Source organism: Halanaerobium praevalens DSM 2228 (genome assembly GCF_000165465.1).
GTDB lineage: Bacteria > Bacillota > Halanaerobiia > Halanaerobiales > Halanaerobiaceae > Halanaerobium > Halanaerobium praevalens.
This window is the reverse complement of record NC_017455.1, coordinates 428224-447897: the sequence shown is the minus strand read 5'-3', so window position 1 is coordinate 447897 and position 19674 is coordinate 428224. Positions and strand designations below refer to the sequence as shown.

Sequence of the window (19674 nt, the reverse complement as noted above, 5' to 3'; positions counted from 1 at the left end):
AAACAAAATTTTAAAATTGAACAAATCCTTGATAGTTAAAAAATATCATAAAATACTTTTTTTATCAATTAACAAATTTTATTTCATCTTTAAATTTATATTTTATTTTTTTAGTCGGAACTCTTTTTCTATAACTTAAATCTATTTTATCTTTTTTTATTAAAACATCAATTAATTGTCCTTTCCAAGTAATTGAATACTTAACTTTACTCCAATTTGTGGGTAAATTAGGTTCAAAACTAAGCATCCCATCTTTGGCAATTTTCATTCCACAATAACCAAAAACAACTGCCTGCCAACTCCCTCCTGCAGAAGCGGCATGAATTCCTTCACGGGTATTGCCTTGATTATTATCTAAATCAACATAAGCTGATCTTTCTAAATAATCATAAGCTCTTTTTGTATCACCTACTCTTAAGCCCATTAAACAGTGAATACTTGGACTTAAAGATGATCGATGCAAAGTTCTTTTTTCATAATAATCAAAATTAAGTCGCTGAGTTTCTAAATCAAATTTATTTTCTAATAAAAACATCAACATTATAACATCTGCTTGCTTTAAAATTGAAATCTCATTTTTAGGTTTTCCTTTTAATTCTTTGGGCATTAAAGGCATTTTATTCTCATCCCATTTTTTAATTAAAACATCTTCCAAATTAAAATAACCTTCAAATTGTTCAATTAGTCCTTGCTCAGCTACAGTATAAATTTTTTGACTAATCTTCTGCCACTTTTGCTCAAAACCAAGTTCAAGTTCACAATTTTTTATTATTTTTTGATAAAAATCTTCATTTTCTTTCTTATATTTTCTTAATTTTTCTAAAGCATAATCAATATTCCATTTAGCTAAGTGGTTTGTATAAGCATTATTATCTACAGGTTCATGCCATTCATCTGGGCCAGTGACCTTTAAAATTTCATAAAAATCTTTTTCTTCGTTAAAAGTTAACCGACTCAACCAAAACTTAGCTGTTTCAACTAAAATATAAATCCCTTTATTTTTCATGAATTCTTGATCATCCGTAGTTTTTACATAATTGACCATTCCCATTGTTACAGCTGCTGTTACATGATGTTCATAATCAGCAACATAACAGCGATAACAGGTGCCATCTGGTTCAATTGTCCAAGCAGGACATTCTTCTTCACCTGTATCAGCAGATTCCCAAGGATATTTTGCTCCTTGATAACCATTAATCTCTGCATTTTCTTTAGCCTTTTCTAAAAGATTATATCTGTACTCAACTAGATTTTGAGCAATATTTGGAAAAACCCAATTAAAAAAAGGTAACACAAATAATTCTGTATCCCAAAAAGCATGTCCACCATATTCTTCACCATGTAATAACTTAGCCCCAATATTAGTCTGATTATCTTCTGGACTTGGTGTACTCATTAATTGAAAAATATTATAACGTAATGCTTGCTGCATTTTAGAATCTCCCTCAATAACTAAATCAGCTTTTTCCCATAATTGATTATATTCTTTAATATGAGAATTCAATTCTTCTTTAAATCCTACTTTTTTAAATTTATTGATCTTTTCTAAACAAGATTGATAAACATTACTTGTCTCTCTTTCAGTTGTAATTGCTGCTAACTTATCAATCATAACAGTTTCATTTTCAGCAATTTCAAGATCAAAAAATTCACAAGCTATTTCTCCAAAAGTCCTAAAGTGTTTTGACTTCAAACAATCTTCCCCAGTATTTTTTTTAACATCTACACTTACAGCCGTTCCAATTTCTAAACCAAAATCTCTTGTTTGACTTTTAACAAAAGCTCCTTTTCCCTGCAAATTATTTAACTCCAAAGTATTTAAGTGCTTAACCTTAAATCTAGGAAAATCAGCAAAATTAGTTATTGTTGCATCAATCCTATTTTCAAATTCAAATAGGCCACCATAATTTAAAGGAGTAATATATGTTCTAATTGCTGCTAAAGATTTATTTGACCTACTTAAAAATTTAATCTTTTCAATTTTAGTTTTTCTGCCAGATTCAGTTGTAATAATATAACTTCGGAAAAGAATTCCTTTTTTTAAATCCAAAACAGATATAAAATTATTTAATTCCTTCTTATCTCCAATCCCAAATGGTTCTCTTAAAAAATACATTTTCAAATCTATCCAGTTTGGAGTATTAACAAGTTCTCTCATAAAAGCTTCTGATTTATCAAAAACTCCATGAATATAATTAGCAGGCAAAGTTTTTTTATTTCCACCTTCAGCAAAAGCTGCTCGATTTCCCATTTTTCCATTTGCTAAACCAAATAATGATTCATAAGCTAAATTTTCTTCTGGTTTATATTCTTTTCTAACTATTAACCATTCTGAAGCTGAAATTAATTTCCTGATTTCTTTATTAAAATGATTTTTTATCATCTTCTACTCCTCATTTCTATTTTTAAATAAAATATAATTTTTATTCTACTTCCATTTTTAATTCAAAAATAAAGTTAACTGCTTTCAAACGATGTTTACTTAGCTGTTGAGGACCACAGCTATTACTTCCCAATCCATTTTGCTTATAATCTAATTTTAGAAAAATTTTATCTCTTGCTTTTAAGTCATTTAAATGTTTTGATTTTTCAAAATCAGATTCTTTATACTGGTGAGCACTAAAATTAAAATTATTTTCACTAGAGAATTTGATCTTCTTAGATTTATTACTTATTTCTAACCAAGAAAGATCACTGCGGTTTCCATTTGTTTGCGGATAAGGATATGGAGTATATAATTCTTCTAATTTCTTTTCATATAAATCTATTAAAGCACTAGTTTTACTATCACTATAATTTTCATGTGGCCCTCTTCCTAACCAGCTAAACTGTGTAAAAGAACTATGTAATTGATAATCAAACCCAATTCTTGGCAACATAGTCTGCATAACTCCAGCTGGATCTCTTAATTCGCCAATAAACTTAAATTTAATTCTTCCCTGATTATCAACCCAATATTCAGATTCAAGTTGATAAAACCATTCTTGGTTAGGGCCACCAAAAACACTTTTAGTTTTAACTAAAATTCCATTATTTTTTTGCTTATAACTAAATTCTTCATTATAATTTTTCATTAAATTCAAAAAATATTTCTCTTTCCATTCTTTTAAAATATACATATCATTATCAATTGGAGCTCGCCAACAGCTAAATTGAGGACCTGAAAGCAAAACTTCTTCACCTTGATAAGAGTAAGATTTTAAATTACCTTTTATTTTATCAAATATTATTTCTGCTTTTTTTGTATTTAATTTTAATGTGTCGGAGTTTTTTTCTATTACAATTTCCCCAGTATTATCTTCTTTTAATTTCTCTAATTTAATATGTTTTTGTTTTGATTTAATCTCAAAAGCCTCTCGACTAATAAGATGACCAATTTCAGCCCATTTTTGAGTTTCTTTCAAACTAACAGTAAAATATATATAATAAGCTTCTTTACTTTTATTATAGTCAATATTTTTCAAATTAATAATTATATCTTGACTTTCACCTGCTTTAATTCCTCTTAAATTTGTAGTATTACTCTTATAAATTTTTCCAGCAGACTTAATTTCCCAATCTAATTTATAAGAACCCAAATCTATAAAATTATATTTATTTTCTATACTAAAAATACCAGCTTCTAAATTTACTATTTTAAACTTTATAGGAGCAATTACTTGTTTATATTCTATTAATCCAGGTGAGGGACTACGATCAGGAAATAGTAATCCATCAAGATTAAAATTAGCATTATGAGGCTGCTCCCCATAATCACCACCATATTTATAATAAAGATTACCATTTTTATCAACAGTACGAATTCCTTGATCAACCCATTCCCAAACAAAGCCCCCATGCAATCTTTCATATTTTTCATAAATATTCCAATAATCTTGTAAACTACCTGGTCCATTTCCCATTGCATGAGCATATTCACAATGAATATGTGGTTTGGTATTATTATTATTTCTGCCAATCTCTTCTAATTTTTCAATAGAAGAGTACATTGTACTATAAATATCAGTTGATTCTGTATTTTTATCTCCTTCATAATGTAAAGGCCTAGTTGGATCAATATTTTTAGCTACTTGAGCCATTTTTTTAAAATTATGACCATATTCAGATTCATTTCCAAGAGACCAAATAAGAACAGAAGCTCTATTTTTATCTCTTTCTACAAGCCTTTTTATTCGGTCAATAAATGCTTTTTCCCAGGCCTGATCAACAGTTATTTTTTTATAATCACTAGTTAATTCAAAACCATGGCACTCTAAGTCAGCTTCATCTATTACATATAAGCCATATTGATCACATAATTGATAAAAATAAACTGAATTTGGATAATGAGCTGTTCTGACTGCATTAATATTATTTTTTTTCATCATTAAAACATCATCTAACATCTCTTTTTTAGTAATTGTTCTTCCTGTATCCTGATTAAACTCATGTCTATTTACTCCTCTAAACATGATTTTTTTCCCATTAAGAAGTATCTTGTTATTTTTTATTTTAATTTCTCTAAATCCAATTTTATCTTCTATCTTATCTCTCAAATTATTCTCAGCATCATAAATTTCTAATTTCATTTGATATAAATTTGGAGTTTCAGCAGTCCATTTATTAACTACTAATTTTTCAAACTTAAAATCAATTTTTTCCTTCAGCTTAAATTTTGCTTCAGCCAAAACAGAATTCTGATCTTTAATAATTGCTCTAAGAGTCCAATTCTTCTTGTCTATAAACTCTAAACCCCTTACTTTGATTTCAAATAAAGCATCTGCTAATTTATATTCTTGATCAAATTTATTTTTAAATTTATAATCCCAAATATTAACTTGATCAGTAATTTCTAGTTCAACATCTCTAAAAATACCGCTAAACCACCACATATCTTGATCTTCTAAATAACTACCATCTGACCATTTATAAACAACAATAGTTAATTCATTTTTAGACTTTAAAAATGGATCAATTTTAAATTCACTAATCATTCTACTTCCTTGGCTATAACCAATAAATTTTTGATTAAGATAAACAGCGAAAGCACTATCAACACCGTGAAATCTAAGTATTGCTTCTTTATTTGTTAAATCTTCATTTAAGTTAAATTCTTTTTTATAAACACCTGTTGGATTAATAATTGGAACTAAAGGAGGAGCTAAAGGAAATTGATAATATAAATCTGTATAATGCATTTGACCATAACCTTCTAATTGCCAACAAGAAGGCACTCTAATTGTTTCCCAACTTTGGTCAGCTTTATTTAGGATTACATTTTCTGTAATTCTTTTAGGAGAATCAAAAAACTTAAAATTCCACATTCCCTTCAAATTTTTTATGGGTCTTTTAAAATAAGCTCTTGCAGCTAATCTATTTTTTTCTAAAATATTTAAGTCATTAAAATATTCTCTTAACATAGCTTTCACTCCATTCATTAAAATAACTACTTAATCCCTGACATTGATATCCCTTCTACAAAACGTTTTTGGAACATAAAATAAACAATGACCACTGGCAAAATTGTAACTAAAGAAGTTGCAAAAAGACCTCCATAATTGGTCGTATTTTGACCACTAAACATATTTAAAGCTACTGCCAAGGGAAATTTATCTTGAGTATTTAAAACAAGATAAGGCCAGAGAAAATCTTCCCAATTCCAAAGAAATAAAAAGATAGTTAAAGCCGAAATCATATTAACACATAAAGGAATAACAATTGTATGAAAAATTCTAAATTCACTTGCTCCATCAATCCGAGCTGCCTCTAATAATTCATCTGGTACTCCTGATTTTATATATTGTCGCATCATAAAAATACCAAAACTAGAAAGAATTGTAGGAGCAATAATTGCTATATATTGATCCTTCCAACCAAAATCAGTAATCATCTGATAAACAGGAATTACTGTTATAATATAAGGAATCATCATTGTAAATAATACTATTTTAAACAAAATACTCTTTAAAAAGAAGTTGAATTTAGCTAAAACATAACCACAAAGCAAACTAGTATAAACTGCAATCGATGTTTTAACAGTTGCCAGAAAAATTGAATTCATAAAATATCTACCTATTTTAAAGCGAGAATTTAAATTCAAATAATGTTTTAAAGTGAATTTATCGGGAAAAAAAGTAGGTGGATAACCAATAATTTCTTTATTAGCTTTAAAAGAAGAAAATAAAAGCCAGATAAAAGGAATTGACATTATCAGTCCTCCAATTAATAAAAAGCTAAAAATTGCAATCCTAAAAACCTTATTTTTAGTCATTACATTTCTCCTCCCTTCATAATTTTAAACTGAATAAAGGTTACAATCATAATTAATATAAATAAGGAAACAGTAATAGCTGAAGCATAACCAAAGCGATAATATTTAAATGCTTGCTCATAAATAAGGTAAAGCAAAACATGAGTTGAAGTTCCGGGACCACCTTTTGTCATAACAAAAACCTGAGTAAATGTTTGAAAATAAGAAATTATTGAAGTTATAATCACAAAAATTAAAGTTGGTTTTAAAGTTGGAATAACTATATTCCACATTTTTTGCCAACGATTTGCTCCATCAATTTCAGCTGCTTCTATAATACTTCGAGGTACATCCATTAAACCAGCTAAAAAGATAATTACTGCATAGCCAACATCTTTCCAAATGGTCATCAACATAATTGCTGGTAAAGCCAAATTTCTATCATATAAAAATTTAACATTCGTAATCCCAAAAGCAGCTAAAATCATCTGAAAAAAACCAATATTAGGATCATAAAGCCACTTCCAAACTAAAGCAACAGCCACTATTGGCATAATTACTGGTAAAAAATAGAGAGAACGCATCAAATTTTTGTACTTTTTGATAGAATTAAGTCCTAAAGCAATAAAAAATCCCAACAAAACTCTTCCTGTTACTACAACTACTACGAAATAAATAGTATTTTTCAATGATTTCCAAAATAAAGAATTATGGTAAAGATGAATATAATTATCAAATTTAATAAATTGAAAAGTATTTCTAATTGGATTCCAATCAGCAAAACTACCAATAAAAGCATAAATCATTGGCCCAATAGAAAAAATTCCATAAAATAAAATCATTAATGTGCTAACTAAAATCACCAACATTTTTTGGGAAGCTAATTGGGAGTTATTTTTAATTTTAATCACCTCGTTTAAAAGGTGCCTTCAAAAATGAAGACACCCTTTTTATTATTTTAGTTGATCAACATATTCATATTTTTCTTCATATTGATGGACACTGTCTAAATTAGAAAGACTTAATTTTCTCACAGCATTGTTTAAAGCTTCTGCAATTGGAATATCCATTACTGCTACTTCTTCAATCACTTGTTTAATTACTGTTTCATATTCACCTGGTAAAACCATTGGAATCATTTTATCCATCTGTGCTTTTATAGCTTCTATAGTAGAATTATCTGCTCCCATATCAACTAAATCTTTACGAGATGAAATACCACTAAATCCATTAGCAATATCTAACATTACCTGATCATTATTTAAAACAAATTTAGTAAAATCAGTTAAAATCTGATACTGTTTTTCATTTACATTTTTATTTATACCAAAAGTTAGTTCCATATCAGCTCTAGTTATAACTGGAGATTCTTGATTCCAAACTGGAATTGGAAAAGCTTTAAAGTTTAATTCTTCATCTGTAGCAGATAGCCAATTATCCATCCAAGCATGACCATAAATAATTGAAGCTTGATATCTTAAAAAAGAATCTTCAGGTGAGCCATCTCCTAAAGTATAATCACTGATTTTTAAATCATCTTCCCAACTCTTAATTCTTTTTAAAACTTTAACTCCCGCTTCAGAATCAATTGTTGTTTCAGAATTTTGATCTACTAAGCCATATCCCTGTTGATAGATTAAATCTGCTAAGGTATACCAAGTACTATAATCAAACCCAGCTCTAACAATTTTATTTCCATCACGAATTGTAAGCTTTTGAGCAACTTTTTCTAGCTCATCCCAAGTTGCTGGAATATCTGATTCATCTAAGCCTGCTTCTTGCCAATGGTCTACATTATAATACATTACAGCACCATAAAAGACTAAAGGAATAAATACCGGTCTTCCATTTTCTCCTAAAAATAAATCTGGATTTTTAAAATTTTCTTTTAATTCATCAACTTCAAATGGAAGTTCTTTTGCATTTGGTAATAAAACATCGGAATAGGCTGTATGAGCCATAAATAATTCAGGACCTCTCCCTGATTGTAATTCTAAAGGTAATTTAGTCCAATAATCACCCCAAGGTTGTTGTTCAATTTTGAATTTAACATTTTCATTTGTTTTTTCATATTGTTTAAACATATTATAATAAAATGAATATTCTACTTCATCACCTGGAATCCAGACAGTTATTTCTTCAACTTCAGATGCAGATACAGCTATCCCAAAACTAAAAATAAGCACCATCATTATTGTTATTAAAAATAATATCCCATTTTTTCTCATATTACCCCTCCGTTTTAATTTTTTTAATTTTATAATAATTTAAGTTTACTAATTATTTTACTAAAAGTCAAGTAAAAAAATTATTAAAAACTATAAATTTATTAAAAAAGGAACTAATATTGGAACTAAAGTGGTTAAAATCATTCCACTGATTAAAGCAGGAATTACCATTTCTTCTCCTCCAACTTTTTTCACCAAAGGTAAAGTGACATCTAAAGTAGTAGCCCCTCCAGGAGCAATAGATGCTGTCTGACCAAAATATTTCACAACTGTCGGCAAAATCAAAAATGTTGTAAATTCTCTGAAAATATTAGTTAAAAAAGCTACTGAACCTAATTCTGCACTATGTAGCTCAGATAAAAGAATTCCAGACAAACTATACCAACCAAAACCTGCTCCAATAGCTGCTGATTCATTAAGGTTAAAACCAATTACAAAACCCATAGCAGCTGTTCCAAGAATACTTCCTAAAGCAATTAAAAATGGAAAAACAATAATGCTCCAACCATATTTAACTAAGTGTTTTAAAAGTTCTTTATTTAATCCAATATCTACTCCAACTCCAAATAACAGGAAGACTAATGCATAGCTAGTAATTTTATTAATGAGTTGAAGATAAGTATTATTTAAAAATATAACTCCAAAACCAAGCCCCATTAGGACTGCCAAAGCTATAATCAGGGTATCTTTATAATCAACTTTTACTGGCTCTTCTTTCTGAATTTTACTTATATTTTTATTTTCTAAATCTTTTTTTGTATTAAAGAAAATAAAAATCATCAAAACACTACCTATAATTGCACTAAGCGAAAGCAATAAAGCTTTAAATCCTAACTGACTAATCTGCTTTAAAATTTGCTCATCCATACCTATTTTAGCTCCCATACTAAACAGCAAAACTAATAAAGAAATATTAGTCAAATATTTATTATATTTAATTAAAGTATTTTGGATCAAATTTAAATAAGCAACTAAAAAACCCAGACTAAGACTTAAAAAAATAAGCCAAGTATCCAAATAAACCACTCCTATTTAAATATTTTTATTATTTTTAATTTTACTAATTATTTTACTAAAAGTCAAGTAAAAAAATTAGTAAAAAGAAATTTGCTGATTTCTATATTCAAAAATAGATAACATTTTTGCCACGCTCAAAGACTGGTATCAGCCCCATTAAAAAAAATAAGCCTCCAACAAAGGAGACTTATTTAGAAATTTGATTAATATATTTTTTTAAAGCTTTTAAATCTTTAATAATTATTTGTTTTTTAACAATCTTAATTAAACCATGCTGTTTAAAGTTATTTAGCTCTCGACTAACTGTAGAACGAGAACAACCTATTAAATCAGCAAGATCTTGATGAGTTAAGTTTAAATCTAAATTAATTCCTGCTTCAGTTTCTATTCCCTCTTGGGCTGCTAATCTAATTAAAATTTCTGCTAATTTTCCAGCTGAATCATTAAAAACCATCCCTGCCATCTGCAACATTACTATTCTAAATTTACGGCTGATACTATGAATAAAATATCGATAAAGATCTGCTTCTTTTTTTAATCTTTTTTCTAATTCATTTCTTGAAATCAAAGCAATACTAGATTTTTTCATTGCTGTATTAATCAGCTTATTTTCTGACTCAGTAAAATAATCCATTTCACCAAATATTTCTCCTGCCCGCAGCAAGTACAAAGATTTTTCAGATCCATCCTGACTAAATAAAGATTGTTTAATTTGACCAGAACAAACGATAGCAAAACTTTGCTTTTCACTTAAAACAATTTGTTCTGCTTTATCTATTTTTAAAATCCTACCTTTTTGAGCAAGCTGAAGAAAGACTTCTCTCATTTTAGCTTGTTTTTGCTGATTAAATAATTTTTTATACAAGCTTAGATCATTCCCTTCTTTAGCATTTAACTTTTTGAACAATTAATTGCTTTATTAAAAAATATCGGCAGAAAGCCAAATCAAACTAGCTGCTGCCGATAATTTACATTATTTATTTTAGCTTATTTTGCCACCTGATTTTGTAATATCTTCATCATTTTCTACTGCACCTTTAAGAGCATAAGTTAAAGCTTCTTTAATATTAGCTAATGACATACTAGCTTTTTCTTTTTTATCAATAACCTGTTCTGGAATAAAAGGTACATGGATAAAGCCACCTTTCATTTCTGGATACTTTTTATCAATTAAATATAATAAACCATACATTAGATGGTTGCAGACAAAAGTCCCAGCTGTATTAGATACTTCTGCTGGCAGCTTATGGTCTGTTACTTCTTTAACCATTGCTTTAATTGGTAGTTCAGCAAAATAGGCATTAGCTCCTTCAGCAAATATTTTAGTATCTATAGGCTGATTACCTTCATTATCTTCAATTCTGGCATCATCAACATTAATAGCTACTCTTTCTACAGATAACTTATACCGGCCACCTGCCTGACCAACACAGATTGTAATATCTGGTTTTTCAGCCTCTATATATTTTTCTAAAGCCTCAATTGATTTTTCAAACACTGTTGGTATTTCTTTTTTTATAATTTCTGCACCTGCAATTTGATCTTCTAATATTTTAACTGCCTCAAAAGCAGGATTAATAGCTTCTCCCCCAAAAGGATCAAAAGCTGTAACTAAAACTTTCATAATTTAACCTCCATTTATTTAATTAAAAAGCTAAAAAGTACATTAAAGCAATATGAACTAAAAGCATAACTAAAGCAAAAGCAAATTGTGAAATTATAACTCTATTTTGACTTTTAGTTTCTAATACTGCTGCTGGAACTATATTAAAATTAGCTGCCATTGGAGTCATTAAAGTTCCACAATAGCCTGCTGTTAAAGCTAAAGCTCCTGCAATAGCAGGATCTGCACCTTGACTATAAACAAAAGGCATTCCAACTCCAGCTGTAATTACAGCAAAAGCTGCAAAAGCATTACCCATAATTATAGTAAATAAGGCCATTCCCAGACAATAAGCAATTACTCCCAATAAAATATTTCCTTGAGGTATAACCCCTGAAATACTAGCTGCTATTACTTCTCCAACTCCAGCTGCTGCAAATAATGAACCTAAGGCTGCTAACAGTTGAGGTAAAATACTAGCTGATCCTACTTGTTGTAATAAACGACTACCATCATAGGCTACAAAAGAGACTTCAGCTTTAGTCATATAAAGAGCCATTAAAGTAGCTACTAAGGCTCCAGCTCCTAAACCAACTAAACCACTAAATTGGGTAAATTGAGCTATACCAAAGGCAAAAACTGCTATACTTAAAGCAGGAATAAATAATTTATTTTTAAATTTTTTAGATTCTGCTAATCTAAATTCTTCGGAAGCATTATGCTGATTTCCAGCTTGAACTTTGTTTAAAGCAGTTAAAACTCCCATTATAATCAAAATTATAGCTACAACTTGTGGTGGAACATATTTTCCTAAAATAAAAACAAATCCCAAAAGGCCCCAAAAAATTGTAGAACCAATACGTGAGGGATGTTTTTGATCAGCATAAGCCATTTTGGCTGTTAATAAAGAAACCAAACCAGCCATAATATAAAGTGCTTCTAAAAGTAATGTTTGCATAATTACTGCTCCCCTCCTGAACTTTTCTTTTTCAATCTTCTCGCTAATCTCTTATCTAATAAATTATAATAAATAACTGCTAAAACAAAAGCAATTACTGCTACTGGTACTGATGCCTTAGAAACTTCTAGTGGAGTAACTTCTATTCCTAATTCACTTAAAGTACCAACAATTAAAAGTACTCCTCCAGCAGCTATAAAGACATTCTGACCAAAAAAGTTAGCAAAGTTCTCAGAAGAAGCTGCATAACCTTTTAACTCCTCAATACTCTTTTCATCTAAATCTTGATAACTAACCTTAGCTGCTCCTTCTGTCATTGGATAAATCAAAGGACGAATAAACTGTACATGTCCACCCAATCTTAAAGAAAAAGCCGCTGCTAGCTCTCTAATTAAAGTATAAGTACTTAAAACTTTTCCAGGGGTTGCAGCTTTAATATTTTTTATTAATTCTGCTGCCCTCTCTTTTAAACCATAACGTTCTAAAATTCCAATAACAGGTAAAGTAACTAAAAATAATGACATATACCTATTTTGAATAAAAGCCTCTCCCAAAGTTACTAAAATCTCATTTAAACTAAGACCACCAACTAAACCAGTTACAACTCCAGCTGTTAAAACAACAGCAATAATATCAAATTTGAAGATGAAACCGATAATAATAATTAAAACTCCAATTAATCTAATCATTTTTTTCTCCTCTCTACTTGTTTTTTTAATATAGTTATTTTAATTTTAATATTTTAACAGTCAAAAATCAGTGCTGAAGAACACAAATTTTAAAAAAGCAGTTAACTGTAAAAATTAACAGCTAACTGCTTTTAAATTGAATTTTAAGCTTGATAAAGTGTTTCTTTAGCAAAAGATCCTAGTAATTTTAAATATTCTGATTGTATAAGTGGTGCTCTAAAGTTATTTACTATTTTTTTTGCTAAATGAGCTTCATTATATAAAAGCTCAATAATTGTTAAAGATAAAGCTTTAATCGGCAGAATAACTGCTGTTTTTTGAGCTTTAGTTTTAAAATTTCTGGTATGCAAATCTCCTTCAACTCCACCAAAAAAGGGATGGAGTGCAGGCATCAAATGAGAGATATCTCCAAAATCAAAAGAACCAGTAAAGTCTCCCCCAACTGTTATATCTTCTGCCTCTATCAATTCTAAAAGATTTTCTTTTAAAATATTATCTAAATCTTGATTATTTAGTAAAGGTAAATAACCTGGTATATCTTTTATTTCAACTTCAGCTCCTACTGCCATTGCAGCGGCTTTTAAAGAACGATCAACTTTAAGATTAGCTTTTTTGATAGCTCCAATATTTCTAGCTCGAACATAACTTTCTAATCTTACATCTGCTGGAACAATATTTACTATATCCCCACCCTTAGTAATAATTGGATGTACTCTAATTTTATCTGATTCAGCAAATGTTTCTCGCTGTGCATTAATATTATTCATTGCCAATACAGCTGCATTTAAGGCATTTATTCCCTTTTCAGGAGCTGAGCCAGCATGAGATTCCTGACCAGTAAATTTAACTTTTTTACCAATAAAGCCATTCCCTTTAGGAGCAATCAAGGCTTTTTTTGAAGCTAAATCTAAAGAATGCATCATAATTGAAATATCTACATCTTTAAAGTAGCCTCTTTTTATTAGTTCCTGTTTACCTCCAAAAAAGCTGATTTGATCAGATTTTTTTAATTGATCTCTATATTCTAATTCAATAAATTCCTCAGCTGGTGTACTAATAAATTTAAGGGCTCCAGCCAGTTCGGATTCTATCCCAGCTTTTTTAAAAGCAGCTGCTATTCCATACATTACTCCTAACTGAATATTATGGCCACAAGCATGGATAGCATTTGTTTTTGGATCTGCATCAGGATGTTCAGCACAAGTTACAGCATCTAATTCTCCTAAAACTGCAATAGTTGGGCCAGGATTGTCCATTTTAAAAATAGAATTAATTCCAGTTAAAGGCTTATTTTTTTCAAAATCAATTTCCAATTCCTTAAAAGCAGAAGCTAATATTTCAGTTGTCTTCTTCTCTTTATAACCTAGTTCTGGATTTTGATAAATCTCATTTACAATTTCAATTATTTTTTCCTGATTAGCATCAATAACCTCAAGTATTTTTGCTTTAATTTCTGCTTTTTGCAAAATTAACCCTCTCCTTTAAATTATTCCTTGTAATTTAAGTACTATCTGAGCTACAATTGCAGAACCAAAATAGGTTCCTATAAAAACAGCAATCGCTACTATAAAAACCTTCCAACTTAATTTTTTCAATTTATCGATCTTATTTCCAACTGATATACCAGCAAAAGCTAAAATAGGGGTTGTAGTCCCTAAAAAATTAACTTCATTTGTATATTTCAAAAATAATTCTGCAGTTGGCATAAAAGGCATACTCAAAATTAAAGCTGTCAAAGAAGCCCAAGCAAAAGCTGGAAATTGTAGTTTGGGAAAACTATCCTTGACTGTTAAAGCTAAAAAAGAAATTAAGATCACGATTAACATTCCTGGTAAAGCAGGAATGATTGCTATTCCATAACCAAATTTTTGCCCAACTAAAATTAAAAAACCAACAATTAATAACATCTTTAAATAGTCTAAGCTTCTTTCAAAATTAAGACTCATTCTGATCACCTCTGTCATCTTTACTAAAGAAAGGAATTAACTTATCATACATAAAATTAACTAATGGTAAACCTAAAAAGATAACAGAATAAAGACCAGTCACTCCAGTTAACATATTACTTGTAGCTGCATAAGCCAAAATCTGATCTTTCATTCCTGGTACTGCTTCTGCTAAAGCTCCAGAGGCTGAAGCCATCATTGATCCACTTCCCATTCCACTGGCCATTGCTAAAGCTAAAGGATGAATACCAGTCGCTACAGAATAACCTCCTAATAGTCCGAAAAAAATTGTACCAAAAACAGTTCCCATTAAATATGTACCTAAAACTCCAGTACCTTCTGGAGAAGAAATTCCATATTTTTCACCAATAACTCCTAAAGTTGGTTCACGCGAAATACTAGCAGTTGCTCCAACCGCTTCTCTTTTCATACCGAGAGCTAAAGCCAAAGGTAAAGCCATAAAAATAGTAGCTAAATTACCAAGTTCTTGTAATAAAAAAGCTGGACCGGCCTTAACAACTTCTACAATATTTGGCCCAACTAAAGTTCCATATTTAACTCCTAAAGGTAAAAGCGCTATCATTACATAGGTTCCTGCCTTCTCAACTTCTTGCATAGAAATTACTCTTTTTAAGGCTTTAATTTTACTACCTAGAAGTTTAGGTGTAACTGCAATCCCAATAATAACTGCAAAGAGCATCGGTAATAAAACCACCTGACCTGGGCCAATGTTAAAAGTTTTAGTTCCAAAAACTTCTGTAGCTAGAACAATAACCAAGACTGATAAAAACAATTTTAAAAAAGATTGAAAATCATTTTGCTGACTTTTATTTTTTTTCATTTTTATACAACTCCTCAATACTTATACTTCTCATTTTTAAAGAATCTATAAATTATTAACAAATTTTTCTAACAATTATAAAATATAGCCCCCTTTTTTATGAATTTTTTTATGATTATTAGTTGTATTTTAAGGTTATTTTTAGTAAGTGTCAAGTTTTTATAATAATTTAAATTTTGAAATTGATATTTAAATAATAAATTTTTATAATTTACAGCTATTAAAAGAAAAATCGTCCCTCTTTAGGGACGATAATAATCAATTCTAAAAATACTAGAATTTATATTTCTTTTATCTTTATTTTATCAATATAATTATTTACTTTTTTTAGATCCACATATGCAGTTTGTTTTTCAACTGCATTAGCAACACCACAAGCATTTGCTAACTTTAGGCTAGACTCAATATCCATATTTCGTTGAACTGCTACTCCTAAGCCAGCTACTAAACTATCACCAGAACCAGTTAAATTAATAGCTTCAATTTCTGGTACTTCTATTTTATATTTTGAATCTTGACTAAAAAAATACATACCTTTAGCTCCCAAACTAATAGCAATGTTTTTAGCACCCATTTTTTGTAATTTATTTGCTGCTTTTAAATAATCTATTTCTTTTTCAATTTTAAAATTAAAAATAGATTCAAGTTCACTCTGATTAGGTTTTATAAAATCAGGTCCAGCTTTAATACCATTAATTAAAGCTTCTCCACTTGTATCTAATATAACTTTTTTATCATTAATTTTAGCTATCTTAATTATTTCTTGGTAAAAGTCATTTTCTATCCCTTCTGGTAAACTACCAGAAATAATTATGACTTTAACTTTTTTTATTTGATTTTTAAAATCAAATAAAAATCTATCTTTTTCAGATACCTTTATTTCAGGTCCTTTTTCTAAAATTTCAATTGAACTTTTAAAATGATCTATAATATTAATACAAGACCTAGTTTCAGCAGCAATTTTAGTAAAGCTATTATTTATTTTTAATTTTTTTAATTCTGCTTTAATAAATTTTCCTGCATAGCCACCAATAAACCCCATCGCAGTCAAATTTCCATCTAATAACTTAATAACACGACTTACATTGATTCCTTTACCTCCTGCAGTTGCCTGATAATCATCAGTTCTTTGAATTGTATTTACTTTTAATTCATTGATATTATATCTTCTATCAACTGATGGATTTAAAGTAATTGTAGCTATCATTTTAATGATCCTTTATTAACACTACCACATAACTTTATTTTCTTCTTAACTAATTTTTTCATACTTTCTTTACCAGGCTTCAAATATTTTCTAGGATCATTTGCTTCAGGATATTTTTTGAAATAATTTTTTACTGCATCAGAAAAAGCAATTTTTAATTCTGTAGCAATATTAACTTTTGTGATACCCATTTCTATAGATTTTTTTACATCTTTACCAGGTACTCCAGAAGCACCATGCAGCACTAAAGGAACATCTACATTATTTTCTATAGCTTTTAAACGTTCATAATCAATTTTAGGATCTTTTTTATATAATCCATGTGCAGTGCCAATTGCAACAGCTAAAGAATCAATCCCTGTTCTCTTAACAAAATCAGCTGCTAAATTGGGATCTGTTAATTCAGAATCTGCAGCACTAACTTCAATATCATCTTCCTGACCTACTAACTTGCCTAATTCAGCCTCTACACTAACATCATATAATCTGGCAAACTCAACTACTTCTCTAACCTTAGCAATATTTTCCTCATACTCTAAAGCTGAAGCATCAATCATAACTGATTTACAGCCTAACTTTATTGATTCTTTTATATCCTCAATGTTTTCATGATGATCTAAATGAAAAGCAATAGGAATTGTTGAATCTGCTGCTGCACTTTTCATAATATTGATTAAATATCTAGCTCCGGCAAATTTAATTGTTCCTGGTGTTGCTGCAATAATTATTGGAGAATTTAATTCTTCTGCAGCTTCAACTACTACTTTTGTGGTCTCTAAATTATGAATGTTAAATGCTGGTACTGCATAATTTCTTTTTTGAGCATCAAGCAAAAGATTTCTATTTGATATGATATCCATTACTCCAATCCCCTCCCCGTAGTGAACAAGTTTATACTTCTCTTCTAAATTTATCTAGATCTATTTTTGCATTTTCTTTTCTTGAATGTTCTGCTGCAAAAGCCATTAAATGACTTTCTACCGAATCAGCCAGGGTGCTTAAACTATTTCCAGAGCGTTCTCCTTTTAACAATGATATAAAATCTTTCATTATTCCAGCATCTCCTCCACCATGACCGGATGCATTATTATAAACCTTAATGGTTTCTTTTTCTTTGTCAAACTTATAGATATCTATTTTTTGATTAACAAAATCTGCTCTTATCTATCCATGACTGCCAAATATTTTTGTGGTTCTGTTTATCTCTTCAGAAAAGGCAGTCAAAGCAAAGTTAACTTCAATGTTATCTTCTAAAGTCATCTGTACTGTCTGAGTATCTGCCACATTATTATCAGATTGATAAACACACCTTCCATAGGAGCCTTCTTTCACTGCCTTGTAAACACCTTCTGCAGATAAATCATCAGTTATCACTGATACAGGCCATTTTGTTTCACCAGTTAAATATATTTTTTTTGCTGAATATGGACAATCTGATTCGACTCCACATTCGATACATCTTTTAGCAGAATTTTCCGGTGCATTTTCTTGATTAAAATAGGATAGTTTTCCTTTTGATGTTAATTCAACTGCCTTTTTCTCAAATAACCAATAAATTAAATCAAGATCATGACATGTTTTTTGTAAGATAATCGGTGCTGCTTCCTTGGTAGTTCTCCAGTTTCCTCTGACAAAACTATGAGCAAAATGATAATAGCCTATGTTTTCAATATGATCGATAAACTGAACTTTTCCAATTAACTGCCGATCAAGTAACTCTTTTAATTTCTTATAAAAACTTGTATATCTTAAAACATGGCAGACGAGCACATCTACATTATATTTTTTGTTATGATTTAATATTTCTAAAGTATCTTCTAAATTTGGTGCTATTGGTTTCTCTAATAAAATTTTATATCCCTTTTCCATCGCCTTTTTTGCTGGTTCTAGATGCATTTTATCCATTGTAGAAATTATAATACCATCAGCTAACTTTTCTTTAGCCAGAAGTTCCTCCCAGCTTTCAAAAAGATTTTCAGCTTTAATATCATGTTCTTTAGCAAAAGAATTTCTCTTATGTGAGTTAGGTTCTGCCGCTGCAACTATTTGTGCTTCACCAGGGTTGTTTCTAAGATACTCACCATATGCTTCTCTACCCCGATTACCAGCACCTAAAACTGCAATTTTTATTGTCATTATATTTTTCCTCCCCTTATCCTTTGGTTCCTGTGAGAGCAATACCCTCTACAAATTGTTTCTGTAATAAAATGAAAATAATTAACATTGGAAAAATAGCAATTAATGCACCTGCCATTAAAACTGGATAATTTGTTAAATACTGCCCTTGAAGTGACGCCAGACCAACAGAAAGCGTCATTTTTGATGTTGACGTATTAACAATTAAAGGCCACATAAAATCATTCCAGGACCATCTTACAACAAATATCGCTAGAGCAATTAAACCCGGTTTTGCAAGCGGCAGCATAATGTGCCAGTATATTTGGAAGTGATTACAACCGTCCAATCTTGCTGACTCTTCTAATTCTTTTGGCAAAGTCATAAAAAATTGTCGCAATAAAAACGTTCCAAAAGCACTAAATAACCCTGGGAATATCAATGCTTTTAAAGAATTTAACCATCCTAATTTCCCCATAATTATATATTGAGGGATATAAAATGACTGAGGTGGAACCATTAATATTGATAAAATCATTAGAAACAACATTTTTCTGCCTGGAAATTCAATCCTTGCAAAGGCATAAGCTGCCATTGATGAGATAAGCAGCTGGCCTACTGTTCTTCCTAAAGCAGTAATAAAAGTATTAAAGAAAAATTTAGCAAATGGCAATAATTTTAAGACGTCACTATAGTTTGACCAAATAATTTCCTTGGGGAAAATAACCGGAGGTACCTGAGTTGTTTCTCCTAAGGTTTTTAGTGATGTTAAAAGCATCCAGATAAAAGGTCCAATCATAAATAAAGAACCAATTATTACTATAGTATGTATTGTTATCTT

General features: G+C 29.6%; 18 protein-coding genes. All 18 read right to left on the bottom strand.

The annotated features are described in order from the left end of the window. Positions 1–64 precede the first annotated feature (64 nt). On the bottom strand, positions 65–2383 hold the full coding sequence (locus HPRAE_RS01955) for a glycoside hydrolase family 65 protein (RefSeq protein WP_014552575.1): 2319 nt from the start codon (positions 2381–2383) through the stop codon (positions 65–67). A gap of 40 nt (positions 2384–2423) precedes the next feature. Then, positions 2424–5399, bottom strand: coding sequence for a glycoside hydrolase family 2 TIM barrel-domain containing protein (locus tag HPRAE_RS01950; RefSeq protein WP_014552574.1), 2976 nt, complete (start codon positions 5397–5399; stop codon positions 2424–2426). Positions 5400–5425: 26 nt separating this feature from the next. Then, complete coding sequence (locus HPRAE_RS01945) at positions 5426–6250, bottom strand: carbohydrate ABC transporter permease (protein ID WP_014552573.1); 825 nt, start codon at positions 6248–6250, stop codon at positions 5426–5428. Next, positions 6250–7140: a carbohydrate ABC transporter permease gene (locus HPRAE_RS01940; RefSeq protein WP_050755989.1), complete on the bottom strand. Its 891-nt coding sequence runs from the start codon at positions 7138–7140 to the stop codon at positions 6250–6252. The genes HPRAE_RS01945 and HPRAE_RS01940 overlap by 1 nt, the downstream gene beginning before the upstream one ends. A 42-nt stretch (positions 7141–7182) precedes the next feature. Continuing rightward, positions 7183–8457 (bottom strand): ABC transporter substrate-binding protein, encoded by a 1275-nt coding sequence (locus HPRAE_RS01935; RefSeq protein ID WP_014552571.1) that lies wholly within the window; start codon positions 8455–8457, stop codon positions 7183–7185. Between the two features lie 90 nt (positions 8458–8547). Beyond that, a complete protein-coding gene (locus tag HPRAE_RS01930; protein WP_014552570.1) occupies positions 8548–9474 on the bottom strand; it encodes a LysO family transporter in 927 nt (308 codons plus the stop codon). A 187-nt stretch (positions 9475–9661) separates the two neighbouring features. Further along, a complete protein-coding gene (locus HPRAE_RS01925; protein ID WP_014552569.1) occupies positions 9662–10339 on the bottom strand; it encodes a Crp/Fnr family transcriptional regulator in 678 nt (225 codons plus the stop codon). Positions 10340–10456: 117 nt separating this feature from the next. Beyond that, positions 10457–11098: a pyroglutamyl-peptidase I gene (pcp, locus tag HPRAE_RS01920; protein ID WP_014552568.1), complete on the bottom strand. Its 642-nt coding sequence runs from the start codon at positions 11096–11098 to the stop codon at positions 10457–10459. A gap of 22 nt (positions 11099–11120) precedes the next feature. Beyond that, positions 11121–12035, bottom strand: a complete 915-nt coding sequence (locus tag HPRAE_RS01915; protein WP_014552567.1) for a DUF979 domain-containing protein — start codon at positions 12033–12035, stop codon at positions 11121–11123. A gap of 2 nt (positions 12036–12037) precedes the next feature. Next, entirely contained in the window at positions 12038–12724 is a 687-nt protein-coding gene (locus HPRAE_RS01910) for a DUF969 domain-containing protein (RefSeq protein WP_014552566.1), read from the bottom strand. Between the two features lie 143 nt (positions 12725–12867). Continuing rightward, positions 12868–14190, bottom strand: a complete 1323-nt coding sequence (locus HPRAE_RS01905; RefSeq protein ID WP_014552565.1) for a M20 family metallopeptidase — start codon at positions 14188–14190, stop codon at positions 12868–12870. Positions 14191–14205: 15 nt separating this feature from the next. Then, positions 14206–14670, bottom strand: a complete 465-nt coding sequence (locus tag HPRAE_RS01900; protein ID WP_014552564.1) for a hypothetical protein — start codon at positions 14668–14670, stop codon at positions 14206–14208. Then, positions 14660–15511, bottom strand: coding sequence for a DUF3100 domain-containing protein (locus tag HPRAE_RS01895; RefSeq protein WP_014552563.1), 852 nt, complete (start codon positions 15509–15511; stop codon positions 14660–14662). The genes HPRAE_RS01900 and HPRAE_RS01895 overlap by 11 nt, the downstream gene beginning before the upstream one ends. Before the next feature lie 280 nt (positions 15512–15791). Continuing rightward, positions 15792–16718, bottom strand: a complete 927-nt coding sequence (pfkB, locus tag HPRAE_RS01890; protein WP_014552562.1) for a 1-phosphofructokinase — start codon at positions 16716–16718, stop codon at positions 15792–15794. Further along, on the bottom strand, positions 16715–17578 hold the full coding sequence (gene gatY, locus HPRAE_RS01885; RefSeq protein WP_014552561.1) for a tagatose-bisphosphate aldolase subunit GatY: 864 nt from the start codon (positions 17576–17578) through the stop codon (positions 16715–16717). The genes pfkB and gatY overlap by 4 nt, the downstream gene beginning before the upstream one ends. Positions 17579–17609: 31 nt before the next feature. Further along, positions 17610–17768 carry a hypothetical protein gene (locus tag HPRAE_RS11250; RefSeq protein ID WP_218915748.1) on the bottom strand — a complete coding sequence of 53 codons (159 nt, stop codon included), beginning with the start codon at positions 17766–17768 and terminating at the stop codon, positions 17610–17612. A gap of 114 nt (positions 17769–17882) precedes the next feature. After that, positions 17883–18854 (bottom strand): Gfo/Idh/MocA family protein, encoded by a 972-nt coding sequence (locus HPRAE_RS01880; protein ID WP_218915747.1) that lies wholly within the window; start codon positions 18852–18854, stop codon positions 17883–17885. A 16-nt stretch (positions 18855–18870) separates the two neighbouring features. Continuing rightward, positions 18871–19632: a carbohydrate ABC transporter permease gene (locus tag HPRAE_RS01875; RefSeq protein ID WP_083787868.1), complete on the bottom strand. Its 762-nt coding sequence runs from the start codon at positions 19630–19632 to the stop codon at positions 18871–18873. Between the last annotated feature and the right edge of the window lie 42 nt (positions 19633–19674).

Coding starts and splice junctions, on each gene's coding strand:
- gatY (WP_014552561.1), bottom strand. CDS start 17,578: ATGGATATCATATCAAATAGAAATCTTTTGCTTGATGCTCAAAAAAGA.
- HPRAE_RS01950 (WP_014552574.1), bottom strand. CDS start 5,399: ATGTTAAGAGAATATTTTAATGACTTAAATATTTTAGAAAAAAATAGA.
- pfkB (WP_014552562.1), bottom strand. CDS start 16,718: ATGATAGCTACAATTACTTTAAATCCATCAGTTGATAGAAGATATAAT.
- HPRAE_RS01880 (WP_218915747.1), bottom strand. CDS start 18,854: ATGACAATAAAAATTGCAGTTTTAGGTGCTGGTAATCGGGGTAGAGAA.
- HPRAE_RS01895 (WP_014552563.1), bottom strand. CDS start 15,511: ATGAAAAAAAATAAAAGTCAGCAAAATGATTTTCAATCTTTTTTAAAA.
- HPRAE_RS01900 (WP_014552564.1), bottom strand. CDS start 14,670: ATGAGTCTTAATTTTGAAAGAAGCTTAGACTATTTAAAGATGTTATTA.
- HPRAE_RS01915 (WP_014552567.1), bottom strand. CDS start 12,035: ATGCAAACATTACTTTTAGAAGCACTTTATATTATGGCTGGTTTGGTT.
- pcp (WP_014552568.1), bottom strand. CDS start 11,098: ATGAAAGTTTTAGTTACAGCTTTTGATCCTTTTGGGGGAGAAGCTATT.
- HPRAE_RS01875 (WP_083787868.1), bottom strand. CDS start 19,632: ATGATTGGACCTTTTATCTGGATGCTTTTAACATCACTAAAAACCTTA.
- HPRAE_RS01955 (WP_014552575.1), bottom strand. CDS start 2,383: ATGATAAAAAATCATTTTAATAAAGAAATCAGGAAATTAATTTCAGCT.
- HPRAE_RS01945 (WP_014552573.1), bottom strand. CDS start 6,250: ATGACTAAAAATAAGGTTTTTAGGATTGCAATTTTTAGCTTTTTATTA.
- HPRAE_RS01910 (WP_014552566.1), bottom strand. CDS start 12,724: ATGATTAGATTAATTGGAGTTTTAATTATTATTATCGGTTTCATCTTC.
- HPRAE_RS11250 (WP_218915748.1), bottom strand. CDS start 17,768: ATGAAAGATTTTATATCATTGTTAAAAGGAGAACGCTCTGGAAATAGT.
- HPRAE_RS01935 (WP_014552571.1), bottom strand. CDS start 8,457: ATGAGAAAAAATGGGATATTATTTTTAATAACAATAATGATGGTGCTT.